5 protein-coding genes are annotated in these 13,080 nt (G+C 76.1%); all 5 read right to left on the reverse strand.

Going from position 1 to position 13,080, the window contains the following annotated elements:
* Positions 1-26: 26 nt before the first annotated feature.
* On the reverse strand, positions 27-3,530 hold the full coding sequence (locus tag ABD52_RS13050; protein WP_047891974.1) for a non-ribosomal peptide synthetase: 3,504 nt from the start codon (positions 3,528-3,530) through the stop codon (positions 27-29).
* The gene (locus ABD52_RS13055) at positions 3,527-5,830 is read right to left on the reverse strand and encodes a lantibiotic dehydratase (protein WP_047891975.1); all 2,304 of its coding nucleotides are present in this window, start codon (positions 5,828-5,830) and stop codon (positions 3,527-3,529) included. Before ABD52_RS13055 ends, ABD52_RS13050 begins: the two co-directional genes overlap by 4 nt.
* Complete coding sequence (locus tag ABD52_RS13060; RefSeq protein ID WP_047891976.1) at positions 5,827-8,937, reverse strand: thioesterase domain-containing protein; 3,111 nt, start codon at positions 8,935-8,937, stop codon at positions 5,827-5,829. Before ABD52_RS13060 ends, ABD52_RS13055 begins: the two co-directional genes overlap by 4 nt.
* The gene (locus ABD52_RS13065) at positions 8,934-12,395 is read right to left on the reverse strand and encodes an AMP-binding protein (RefSeq protein ID WP_047891977.1); all 3,462 of its coding nucleotides are present in this window, start codon (positions 12,393-12,395) and stop codon (positions 8,934-8,936) included. The genes ABD52_RS13060 and ABD52_RS13065 overlap by 4 nt, the downstream gene beginning before the upstream one ends.
* Positions 12,396-12,724: 329 nt before the next feature.
* On the reverse strand, positions 12,725-13,080 hold a 356-nt coding region (locus ABD52_RS13070), incomplete at its 5' end, for a DUF2267 domain-containing protein (protein WP_047891980.1).

Here is a 13,080-nt window from a genome sequence, read left to right on the forward strand (position 1 = left end):
AGTTCCTTCATTCACAAGGGATCGCGTCACGGGTGAGGTCGGCGTGGTGGCGGGGTACGGCGGGCGCGGCCCCGCCGGGCGGCGGCGCGCATCGCGGCGCGGGCCAGTTCCGGCCGGTCGGCGGCCCCGTCGAGGCTGGCGGCGAGCGCCCGTACGGTCGGGTGGCGGAACAGGTCGAGCATGGTGATCGAGCGGCCGGTGGCCTCGGTGAGGCGGGCGTGCACGGCGGCCAGGGCCATCGAGTGGCCGCCGATGTCGAAGAAGTTGTCGCTCACGCCGACCGCGTCGCGGCCGAGCACGTCGCGCCAGATCCCGGCGATCAGCTCCTCGGTCGCGGTGAGCGCGTCCGACCCGGCGGGCAGCGGCGCGCGGGCCGGTTCGGCGGTGGCGACGCTCATCGCGCCGAGCGCCGCGACCCGTACCGCCGGGCGGGGCAGCTCGGGCGCGACCTCGGCGGCCGGGGCGTCCGGGTCGGCGGCGAGCGCGCCGACCAGGGCGGCCAGGTCGGCCAGCAGCGCTTCGATCCGCTCGCCCTCGAACAGGTCCGGGTTGTGCACCACCTCGACGCCGGCCCGCCCGTCGCGCTCCACCACGTAGACGGTCAGGTCGAACGGCGACCCGGGCTTCGGTACCGGCACCGGCTCGACGGCCAGGCCGGTCAGCGTCAGCCGGGGCGCGACGAAGTTGAGCACGTTGAACAGCACCTGCACCAGCGGGGCGCGGGAGGTGTCCCGGCCCACGCCGAGCGCCTCGACGATGCGTTCCAGTGGCGCGCCCGGGTGGGCGGTGACCTCGTGCAGTTCGGCGGCGGCCCGGTCGACCTGCTCGGCGAAGCTCGCGCCGCCGGAGCGGACCCGCACCGGCACGGTGTCGATGAAGAACCCGATCACCTCGTCGAACGCGGCCAGCCGCCGGTCGGCGACGATCGCGCCGAGCACGTGCTCGTCGCCGCCGGTGACGCGCCGCAGCAGTTCGCCGAACGCGGCCAGCAGCACCGCCGCGACAGTGCTGCCGCGCGTCGCGGCCAGGTCGCGCACGGCCCGGTCGGCGGTCTCGTCCAGCCGTACCGCGGCCTCCGCGCCGGCGTACGTCTGCACGGCCGGGCGGGGACGGTCGCGGGGCAGGTCCAGCACCGTCGGCGCGCCGGCCAGGTGCGCGGTCCACCAGGCCAGGTCCGTCTCGCCCCGGCGCCGGTCCCGGTCGGCGCGCCACACCGCGTAGTCGGCGTACGTGGCGGGCAGCGGCGGGCGGCCCGGCACCGACCGGCCGAGCGCGCGGGCGTACGCGAGCGCCAGCTCGTCGTAGAGCAGCGCCTCGGACCAGCCGTCGAAGACCGCGTGGTGCACGGTCACCGCGAGCACGTGCTCCTCGGCGGCGAGCCGGAACACGGTCACCTGCCAGGGCGGGCCGGTGGCCAGGTCGAACGCGTGCCCGGCTCCGGCCGCGAGCATGCCGGCCAGTTCGGCGTCCGGGTCGGCGGCGCCGGTCAGGTCGACCACCGGCACCGCCACGTCGGTGGGTTCCTCGCGGACCGCGTACGGCACCCCGCCGTTCTGCGGGATGCGCCAGCGCAGCACGTCGTGCCGTTCCGCCACGGCCCGCAGCGCGGCGCCGAGCGCGGTGACGTCCAGCGGCCCGCGCAGCCGGTGCGCGACGGCGATGTTGTACGGCGCGCTGGACGGGGCGAGCTGGTCCATGAACCACAGCCGCCGCTGCGGCGGGGACAGCGTCGGCGGATTGCCTGTGGTGAGCCCGTCGGCGTCGGCGGGGTCGGCGGCGCGGACCCGGTCCACGAGCGCGGCGAACGTGCGGTCGGCGAACAGCACCCGCGTGTCCACCTGCCGGCCCAGCTCCGCGCGCAGCGCGGCGACCAGCCGCATCGCGGCGACGGAGTTGCCGCCGGCGGCGAGGAAGTCGCTGTCCGGGGCGGGCGCGGCGCCGAGCAGCCGGGTCCAGACGCGCCGGACCGCCGCCGTCACCGGGTCGTCGTCGGCGGACGCGTCGGCCACGGCGGCCGGGGTGGCCGCGGCCAGCTCGCGCAGCGCCGGCCGGTCCAGCTTGCCGGTGGTCGCGCTGACCGGCAGCGCGTCCAGCCGCACCGTCCGGGCCGGCAGCATCGCGGTGGTCAGCCGCGTCGCGGCGTACGCCCGCAGCTCGTCGTCGTCGGGCGCGCCGGCCGGGGTGAGGAACGCGACCAGCTCGGCGCCGGCCGGGCCGGGTACCGCCTCCACCGCGACGCGCTCGACGCCCGGGTGGGCGGCGAGCACCGCCTCGATCTCGCCCAGCTCGATGCGCTGGCCGCGGACCTTCACCTGGCGGTCGGCGCGGCCGAGGTAGACGATCCGGCCGTCCGGGCCCTGCCGGACCAGGTCACCGGTGCGGTAGAGCCGCTCGCCGGGGACGTCGCCGAACGGGTCGGGCACGAACCGCTCGGCGGTCAGGCCGGGCCGGTTGAGGTAGCCGTCGGCCAGGCCGGGCCCGCCGATCAGCAGTTCGCCGGTCTCCCCCGCCGGCACCGCACGCAGGTCGGCGTCGACCACGTACGCCCGGTGGTTGGGCAGCGGCCGGCCGATCGGCATCGGGTCGGTGTCGGCCGGGGTGAGGTCGCAGGTAACCGCCAGCACGGTGGTCTCGGTCGGGCCGTAGCCGTTGAGGAACCGCCGGCCGGGCGCCCAGCGGGCGGCCAGCTCGGCCGGGACCGCCTCGCCGCCGCAGAGCAGCACCCGCCACGACGGGAACCCGGCCGGGTCCAGCAGCGACAGCACGGTCGGGGTGATGAAGCCCCAGGTGACCTCGTGCTCGGCTACGAACCGGGCCAGCCGTACCGGGTCGGCCCGGTCGTCGGCGCCGAGCAGCTGCACCGCGCCGCCGAGCGTGAGCGGCACGAACAGGTCCATGGTGGCCGCGTCGAAGCCGAGCGAGGCGATGCCGAGGCTGCGGACCGACGCGTCGGCGCCGGTCAGCGCGCTCACGCCGGTGACGAACTCGACGGCGTTGCGGTGGGTGGTCAGCACGCCCTTCGGGCGGCCGGTGGAACCGGAGGTGAACAGCACGTACGCCGGGTCGCCGGGGCGGGCCGGGCAGGGCGCGAGCGGGGCCGGGCCGGGCAGGCCGAGCGCCGTCACGCCGGGCTCGTCGCCGAACTCGGCCGCCGCCGCGTCACCGACCACCACGCGTACGCCCGCGTCGCGGGCGATCCCGCGCAGCCGGGCCAGGGGGCCGCCCGGCTCCAGCGGCACGTACGCGGCGCCGGCGAGCAGCACGCCCACCACGGTGACCACCAGGTCGGGGGTGCGCGCGCCGCACACGCCGACCCGGTCGCCCCGGCCGACGCCGTGCTCGCGCAGCGCGGCGGCCACCCCGGCGGCCCGGTCGACGAGCTGCCGGTAGGTGAGCCGGGTGTCCCACTGGCGCACCGCCACCGCGTCCGGGGTACGGGCCGCCTGCGCGGTGACCAGGTCGGCCAGGGTGGCGTCCGGCCACGGCAGGTCCGGGCCGTGGACGGCGCTGACGGTCAGGGTGTCGGTCACCGGAGTGCTCCAAGCTGCTCGGCCGGGTCGGTGATCTGGAGGCGCAGTTCGCTGACGTAATTGCGCCCCCGGGCGTCGGGCACCCACGCCTCGGTGGGTGCGGGCAGCAGTTCGGAGACCAACACCGGCACGTCCGGGCCGGTACGCAGCGCGGCGTCGACCATCGCGCACAGCGACTGCGCGTACAGCGGGCCGGTCAGGTCCACGTAGCAGGGCTTGATCTCGGTGCCGACCTTGACGAACACCCGCTCGGGCAGGCCGGTCCCGGCGCGCCAGCGGCGTACCGCCAGGTAGCGGGCGGTCTCGTCGGCGTGGCCGCCCAGCCCGCACGCCCCGGCCGTGGTACGCCAGGTACGCCGGGCCACGACCAGCCGGTCGATGGTGATGCGGGGCGTGTACGCGGCGGCGCCGAGCAGCTTGAACGCGTCCAGCAGCAGCGAGCCGAGCAGCGTGGCGAACACCTCCATCAGCGGCCAGCGGGCGCCGTCGGGGAAGACCGCGGTGAGCTGGTCCCCGGTGCGTTCGACCACCACGGCGGTGGCCGGAACCAGGCGGTCCACGTCGGCGCCGTGCGCGGTGTCGATGCCGAGCTGGCGGTCCGCCGGGCCGGTCAGCGCGTACGTGGTGCGGGTGGTGCGGCGGGGGAAGCTGTCCGGCCAGAGCACCCGCAGCCGGACCGGACCCAGGTCGGCGTCGAGGTCGGCGCGCAGCGCGGCCGGGTCCGGGTGGAACGGGCTGAGCACCGCGCTGTCGAACGCGACCGAGGCCGGGTGCAGCTCACCGAGCACCAGCAGGAAGTCGCCGCGCTCGACGGCCTCCGGCGAGGCCGCACTGAGCTGCACGTCCGGGTTGTGCAGCCGGGCCGACGGCCAGCCGGGCCGCTCGGCCGGGAAGAGTTCCCGGGCCCGTTCGGTCAGGTCCGCGGCGCGCAGCCGCAGCTCCGCCTGCCCCTCGGGCAGGTCGGCCAGGCCGAACAGCTCGGCCCAGCGCGCGGTGAGCGTGGCGCCGGCCCGGCCGATCGGGCCGTCCGGGGCCACGAGCGTGCCCTGGGCCAGCAGCCACAGGTCGGCCAGCCGCACCGGGCCGTCGGCGGCCAGTTCCTCGTGCAGCTCGGTGAAGAGTTCGCCGCAGCGGGCGGCGACCTCGGTGGTGAACCAGCGGGCGGTACGCAGCACCACCGCCATCGGCTCGGCCAGCGCGTCGATCACCGCCGACCCGATCCGGAACTCCAGGTCGCGGGCGGTCTCCTCGTAGCAGACCGTGCGGGCGGCGTACATCTGACCGCTGTGCCGGGTGGCCGGGCGGCCGGTGACGGCGGTGAACTCGGCGTTGAGCGCGGCGAGCGCGGCACCGAGCCGGTCCGGGTCGCCGGCCGCGGCGGTCACCTCGTCACGGGCGGCGCGGAGCCGGCCGAACTCGGCCGCCGTCGCGGCACGGACCGGCTCGTCGCCGATCGCGGCGATCCGCGCGGCGAGCACCTGCTCGGCGTCGGGCGCGATCGGCAGGTTGGCGCCCCAGCTGAGCCGCCCGCGCTCCACCCACCGGTCCAGCAGCAGGTAGACGTCGTCGGGACTGTGCACCTCACCGGCGTCGCAGAGCCGGTGCGCCAGCTCCAGCGCCGGGGTCCGCCCGTCGCAGGCGCCGAGCAGCAGCGCCTCGACCGGGGTCAACGCGATCGGCGGGTGCAGCGGCGCCCGCAGTTCCCGTCCGGCGACGGTCAGGTGCGGTTGCAGGGCGGGTGCCCACCAGCGGCGGACCGCGAGGTCGTCGGCGAGCCGGTCGGCGTACGCGATGAGCGCCCACGCCTCGAAGTACACCCGCCGCCGGTGCACCAGCGCGGCGCCGGGCGCGGTGTGCACGCCGGGCCGGGTGGCGTCGAACGTGCCCCAGCAGACCGGGCCGAAGAAGCCGATCGTCTCGGCCTTGCCGCAGTAGCGCTGCCAGTAGCGCAGCAGGCTCAGCTCGCGCTTGCGGCGGCGGACGTTGCGGACCTGCGGGTCGGTGCGCAGCAGCCCGTCCAGCGCGATGAGCATGTCCGGGTTCTGCCAGGTCACCGCCTCGCGCAGCAGCGGGTCGGCGGCCAGCTCGCCGGCCACCGCGGAGGACTCGGCGAACGCGTCGCCCAGCGCCTTGCCGAACACCTCGGGGCCGGTGTCGCCGGCGAGCAGCGCGTCCGCGGCGGCGGCGCAGTCCGGCGCGGCGAACCGGTCCAGCCCGGCGGCCGGGAAACCGGCGGTACGCAGGACCACGTCCCGCCACACCGACCAGCCGGTGTCGCCCAGGGGCAGCAGATGGCTCACCGGTGGTCCTCCCGCCGGGCGTCGGTGATGTGCAGGCGCAGCTCGCTGAAGTAGCGGCGGCCCTGCCCGTCGGGCACCCACGCCTGCTCCGGTGCGGGCAGCATCTCGCTCACAGTGAACGACACGTCGTCGCCGCCGTCGACCCGGGCGGCGCGCACCATCGCGCACAGCGTGGTGGCGAACGCCGGCGCGGACAGGTCCACGAAGCACGGCTTGGTCTCGGTGCCGAGCTTGACGTACACCTGCTCGGGCAGGCCGAGGCGGCGCCGCCAGTCCCGGACGGCGAGGAAGCGGTCCCGCTCGCCGTCGGGCACGGCGAGGCCGCTCTCGCCCACCGTGGTCCGCCACGTCTGCCGGGCCAGCACCAGCCGGTCCACGGTGATCCGGGGCGTGTACGGCGCGGCGGCGACCAGCTTGAACCCGTCCACGGCGTGCGCGCTGAGCGGCTCGGCGAAGACCTCGACGAGCGGCCAGCGCTGCCCGTCCGAGGCGGTGGCGACCAGCTCGCCGTCCACCTCCTCGACGACCAGGTCGACTGTGGGCAGCACGCGGGCCGGGTCGGCGCCCGGGGCGTCGAGGAACGCCAGGTGCCGGTCGGTCGGGCCGGTCAGCGACTCGGCGGTACGGCTGGTGCGCCGCGGCCAGTCGGCCGGGAACAGCAGCCGCACCCGCCGCTGCCCCATGTCCACCGCGAGCGCGTCGCGTAGCCGCTCCACGTCCGGGTGCGACGGGGTGAACACCGCGCAGTCGAACGACGACCAGGCGGCGTGCAGCTCACCGAGCACCACCGTGTAGTCGCCGCGCCGCAGCGCGTCCGCGTCGGTGGCACAGACCTGCAGGTCGGGGCTGTGCATGGCGGCGTTGGACCACCCCGGACCGTCGCCGGGGAACACGGCGTCGATCCGGCCGGCGAGGTCAGCCGCGCGCAGCCGTACGTCGGTGGTGCCGGCGGGCAGCGTGTCCAGGCCGAACAGTCCGGCCCACCGGGCCGCGAAGTCCGCCGCCACCGCGTCGACCGGCCGGTCCCCGTCGCCCCAGAACATCCCCTGGGCCAGAAACCACAGGTCGGCCAGCGGCACCGGGCCGCGGGACTCGGCGCGCAGCTCCTCGTACAGGCCGCGCAGCACGTCCAGGTAGGCGCGGGCGAGCGCGTTGGCGAGCCAGCGGGCGGCGCGCAGCAGCACGTCCAGCGGGGCGGCCAGCTCGGCCAGCAGCGGCGCGCCGAACACCACGTCCAGGTCCCGGGCGCTGTCCTCGTAGCAGACCGTGCGGCCGGCGTACATCTGTCCGGCCCGGCGCACCGCGGGCACGCCGGTCAGCTCGGTGAACGTGGCGTCCAGGGCGTCCAGGGCGGTCCGCAGCCGGTCCGCGTCGCCTGCCGCGGCGGCGACGTCGTCGCGGGCGGCGCGCAGCCGGTCGAACCCGGCGCGGGCGGCGACGCGGGCCGGGTCGTCGCCGATCGCGTCGATGCGGTCGGCCAGCACCCGCTCAGCGTCCGGGCTCACCGGCAGGGCCGCGTCCCAGGTGATCAGTTCCCGTTCGACCAGCCGGTCGAGCAGCGCGTAGCCGTCCTCCGGGCGGCGCAGCCCGATCGCCGGGTCGGCGACCAGGTCGGCGGCGGCGCGCCGGCCGTCGGCCGCACGAAGCAGCGCGGCCTCGACCGGGGTCAGTGTCAGCGGCGGGCGGCCGGGCCGCAGCACGTCGCGGTCCCGGACGGCCAGGTGGGCCCGCAGCATCGGCGGCCACCACCGCCGCACCGCCAGGTCCGCGCCGATCCGTTCGGCGTACGCGGACAGCGCCCACGACTCGAACCACACCCAGCGCCGCCGGGTCAGGCTGTCGCCGGGGTTGACTCGGGCAACTTCCGGCTGCGCGGGATCGACAGTGACCCAGCAGCTGGGGCCGAAGAAGCCCACAGTCTCGTTCTTGCCGCAGTAGCGCTGCCAGTACTTCAGCAGCGCCCGTTCCCGGTCGCGGCGGCGCACGTTGCGGGCCGCGTCGGCGCCGCCGCGCACCAGCCCGTCGAACGCCACCAGCGCGCCCCGGTTCTGCCAGGTGACCGCCTCGCGCAGCAGCGGGTCGGCGGCCAGCTCGCTGAACCGCTGCGCGCCGGCGCGCAGCGCCTCCTCGAACTCCTTGGTGAACCGGTCCTCACCGGCGCCGGTGGCCAGCAGCTCGTCGGCCGCCGCGGCGGCCCGGGGCGCGGTGAACAGCTCCAGCCCGTCGGCCGGGAAACCGGTGGTCCGCAGCATCGCGTCGCGCCACACCGACCAGCCGGTGCCGCCGAGCGGAACCCGGTGCGCGGCGCCGGCGGTCCCGCGACCGGCGGCGCGCACCGGGTCCGGACCCGCGTCCGGCGTGCCGGGGCGGGTGTCGGTGGACGCGGCGGTCAGGTCGGCCCGGATCAGCGCGACCAGCTCGGTCAGCCGGTCGTGCAGGAAGAAGTGCCCGCCGTCCAGCTCGTGCAGGGTGAACCCGGCCGCGGTGTGCTCGGCCCAGGCGGCGCTCTGCTCCCGGCTGACCGCCCGGTCGGTGCGGCCGGCGAACACGACGATCGGCACCGGCAGCGGCTCGCCCGGCACGTGGCGGTAGTCGTCGACCCGGCCGAAGTCGGCGCGCAGCAGCGGCAGCAGCAGTTCCACCAGCTCGGGGTGGTCGAGCAGTTCGGCGGGCAGGCCGCCGCCCTCGCCGAGGCGGCGCAGCAGCTCGTCGTCGCCGGCCCGGGACAGCCCGTCGAACGGGCCGGGCGTGGCGACGTGCGGGGCGCGCGCGCCGCCGACGTAGAGCCGCAGCGGCAGCGGGCGGCCGGTGCGGCGCAGCTCACGGACCACGTCGAAGCCGAGCCGTCCGCCCATCGAGTGGCCGTAGATCGCGTACGGGCGGTCGGCACGGGAGGCGATGGCGTCGGCCACCTCGGCGACGCTGAAGCGCGGGTCCTCGGTGATCCGGTTCTCCCGGCCGGGCAGTTGCACCGGCACCACGTCGACGCTCGGACCGAACTCGGCCGCCCAGCGCCGGAACGCGCTGGCGCCCGCTCCGGCGTAGGGCAGGCAGAACAACCGCACCGGCGCCTCGGGTCGGCTTCCGGCGGAGACGAACCAGTTCACCGCGGACCTTTCTGCACGGGGTCGATCCAGTGCCGGCGGCGCTGGAACGGGTAGGTGGGCAGTCCGGTGCGCCGGACCGTGCCCTCGGGGTGCAGCGCGTGCCAGTCGACGTCGCGCCCGGCGACCCACTCGGCGGCCGTCTCGCGCAGCGGGCCGCCGTCACCGGCGATGCGGGCGCCGGTGTCCAGCAGCACGTCCAGCGCGGAGAGCGCGGCCGGCAGGTCGGCGGCGACCACCGCCGCCCGGTGGGCGAACGCCCGCCGGCCCAGCGCCAGCGTGGCGGCCACGTCGGACAGTGCCGGGGCGGCCCCGGCGAGGTGGCTGCGCAGGCGGGCCAGCGCGGCCCGCAGCGCCGCCGGGGTACGCGCGGAGACCGGCAGCAGCCACGGTCCCCCGCCGGGCGGGTCGGCCGGCTCGGCGGGCGGCGGCTGTTCCACCACGACGTGCGCGTTGGTGCCGCCCAGGCCGAACGCGCTCACTCCGGCGACCCGGCGCGCGTCGTCCGGCCAGTCCCGCGCCTTGGTGGGCACGTAGAAGGGTCCGGCGGCCAGGTCGATCTCCGGGTGCGGGCGGGTGAAGTGCAGGTTCGGCGGGATCACCCCGTGCCGGACGGCCAGCACCGTCTTGATCAGCCCGGCGATGCCGGCCGCGGCGTCGAGGTGACCGATGTTGGTCTTCACCGAGCCGAGCGCTGTGGACTCGGCGGGCGCGGCGCCCGCGTACACCTCGTGCAGCGCGGCGACCTCGATGGCGTCGCCGAGTGGCGTACCGCTGCCGTGGCCCTCGACGAAGCGGACCTCGCCGGGTGCGACCTCGGCGGTGGCGAGCGCGTTCGCGACGGCGGCGGCCTGGCCGGCCGGGCCGGGTACGGCGAAGCCGGCCCGGTCCGGGCCGTCGTTGGTGACCGCCCAGCCCGGCAGGATCGCGTAGATGCGGTCGCCGTCGGCCTGCGCGTCGGAGAGCCGGCGCAACGCGACCACGCCCGCGCCGGAGCCGAAGCCGGAGCCGGCGGCGGCCTCGTCGAAGGCCCGGCACCGGCCGTCGGGCGAGGCGAGCCCGCCCGCCCGGTTCCGGGGCCACATCACCGTCGACCCGCCGGCCAGCGCCAGGTCGCACTGGTAGTCGGCGAGGCTCTGCGCGGCCACGCACACCGCGACGAGCGAGCTGGAGCAGGCACTCTGCACGGCCATCGCCGGGCCGGTCAGGCCGAGCCGGTAGGCCACCTGACCGGGCAGGTGGTCGGTGAACTGGCGGCCGACGAGCCGGGCCTCCCAGTCGTCCGGGTCGACGTCGCCGACCACCGCCGGGTTGTCCATGAGGTGGAACAGGAAGTAGCGGTTGGCCGAGGTGGCGGCGTAGACGCCGACCAACCCGGGGAAGCGCGCCGGGTCGTGCCCGGCGTCCTCCAGCGCCTCCCAGGCGGTCTCCAGGAACAGCCGGTGCTGCGGGTCGGTACGGGCGGCCTCGTCGGCGCCGAAGCCGAAGAAGTCGGCGTCGAAGTCGGCCACCCCGTCGAGTCGGCCGGTGGCGCGGACGTGCCGGGGGTCCGCGCGCAGAGCGGGGCCGACACCGAGCGCGGCCAGCTCCTCGTCGGTGTGGTCGTGCACCGAGTCGACGCCGGTGCACAGGTTCCACCAGAACGTGGCCACGTCGGGCGCGCCGGGGAACCGCCCGGCGACGCCGACCACGGCGATCTCGTCGCCGGTGTACTCGCGTGCGGCGCGCACCGGCGCGGCGGGCGCGGGCAGCACCGGGGCGCGGACGGCCTCGGGCGGGGCGTCGAGCAGCGCCGCCTGGGTGGCGACGGTCGGATGGTCGAACAGGCGCAGCATCGGCAGGCGTACGCCGAACCGCTCGGCGAGGCGCTGCTGCACCTGGCCCAGCAGCAGCGACTGCCCGCCCACGTCGAAGAAGCTGGCGGTGCGGGCGACCGCGTCGCGGCCCAGCACCGCGCACCAGATGTCGTGCACGGCGCGTTCGGTGTCGGTGGCCGGGGCCTCCTCGGCGGGCACCTCGGTGACCGGGTCGGGCAGCGCCCGCTCGTCGACCTTGCCGGTGACGGTGAGCGGGAACTCGTCGACCACCATCACCGCGCGGGGCACGGCGTAGTCGGGCAGCGCGGCGGTCAGCGCCGCGCGCAGCGCCGCCGGGTCCGGGCAGGCGCCGGCCGGGCGGGCGTACGCGAGCAGCTCGCCGTCGCGCACGATCGCGCGCACGCCCGCCACGCCGGGCTGGGCGGACAGCACCGCTTCGATCTCGGTCAGCTCGACCCGGTGCCCGCGTACCTTGACCTGCCGGTCGAGCCGGCCGAGGCAGACCAGTTCCCCGCCGGGCAGCAGCCGGCCCAGGTCACCGGTGCGGTACGACAGCAGCCCGTCGGCGTCGACGCCGAACCGGTCGCTGTCCTGGTTGAGGTAGCCGGGGGCGAGGTGGCGGCTGCGGACCACGATCTCGCCGGTGTCCGGGGCGAGGTCCAGCCGGTAGCCGGGGAACGCGACACCCACCGGCAGCGGCCCGCGGGCATCAGGGTCCACCTCGGACAGCTGCTGCACATGCCGGGCGGCGAACGTCATCTCGGTGGCGCCGTAGCCGTTGACGAGCACGCAGCCCGGGGCGAAGCGGTCCCGGCCGCGGGCCGCGTCGGCCCAGGTGGCCTGCTCGCCGCCGAGCAGCACCGCCCGCACCGTGGGCAGCCGGCGCGCGCCGAGCGTGTCGAGCAGGAAGCGGTAGACGGTGGGCGTGCAGTGCAGCACCGTGGCGCGGTGCCGGTCGAGCTGGTCGACGGCGTGCGCCAGCCCTTGGCGGCGCAGGTCGACCGGTACGACTGCGGCGCCGGTGAGCAGCGCCGGGTAGAGGTCGGGGATGGCGGCGTCGAAGCTGAACGACGCGAGCAGGCTGAGCCGGTCGTCCGGGCCGACGCCGAGCGCGGCGATCTGGTTGTCGACGACGTGGGCCAGGTTGCGGTGGGTCTGTCCGACCGCCTTGGGTACTCCGGTCGAGCCGGAGGTGAACAGCACGTACGCCAGCGCGTCCGGGTCGGCCGCGACCGGGCGCAGCGGGGCCGGCGGCGCCTCGTCCAGCGCTACGACCGGGCGCCCGGCGGCCAGTGCGGACGCCAGGTCGCGGTGCTCGGCGGCGCAGGCCACCGCGGTGACCCCGGCGGCGTCGACCATGTGGCGCAGCCGCGCGACCGGGAAGCCCGGGTCCAGCGGAACGTACGCGCATCCGGTCGCGAGGGCACCGAGCATCGCCGCCACGGTGGGCGCACCGTGTGCGGTGAGCAGCGCGATCCGGTCTCCGGCGCGCAGGCCCGCGGCGGCGAACACGGCAGCGTGCCCGCCGGCCGATCCGGCCAGCTCGGTGTAGGTGACCTCGTGGGTCTCACCGAGAAGTGCCGGACGTCCGCCGTGTACCGCCGAGATCGCGCCGAAACGATTGATGATCATCGTCTCTGCCATGTCAGGAAGCGGGTTGCGCTCCACAGAGGGCAGGCAGGCAGCAATCGACGAATGTGATCATTGATCCCCCCCAGGACTTCACATTGGAAGCAGAATATGGCTCGATCCGTGCGCCGGAAGAGCGGCGATGAGGCTTGAGCCGAAGAGGGGACGGCACCTTGGAACCTCGGACGGAGGAATTCGTCCGATCATCCCTCTAGCGCGTAGACGTTTTTCAGCGTACGTGACAACCGACAAATTATTTTACGGTGAAAATACTTCCAGGCCGTGGAATCTTTCGCCGCGACGGCCTCGGTGCCGCAGCTCGACCCGGATCGCGGGGAGCCTGCTCAGACATCGTACGGCGGTCGTGGGATGGGGTCCACCATGGCGTCGAAGCCCTTCGGGAGCTGCGCGACGAGGTCGTGAAACTCCCCCACCGTCACCGTGTCGCGCAGCGTCGCGAGCACCGCGACGGCACCCACCTCGGCGACCGCCGGGTCCACCGCCGCGCGTTCGGCCACGCGGTACAGGAAGTCGACAGCGCCACCGGTGGTGGCGGTGCCGGCGGGCTCCAGATAGCCGCCCACGTCGTCCGGCAGCTGCGCGGCCAGGTCCGTCGTCTCGTCCGCGGTGATCCGGTCGGCGAGGGTCTGCAACACGGCACGGGAGACGGTCGCGGCCTCGTCAGCGGGCAACTCGGCCC

Origin of the sequence: Micromonospora sp. RV43 (genome assembly GCF_001029515.1) — a bacterium.
GTDB classification, from domain to species: domain Bacteria; phylum Actinomycetota; class Actinomycetes; order Mycobacteriales; family Micromonosporaceae; genus Micromonospora; species Micromonospora aurantiaca.

Excerpts from the sequence above, each read along its gene's own strand:
- ABD52_RS13065 (WP_047891977.1), bottom strand. The coding sequence starts at position 12,395 with ATGGCAGAGACGATGATCATCAATCGTTTCGGCGCGATCTCGGCGGTA.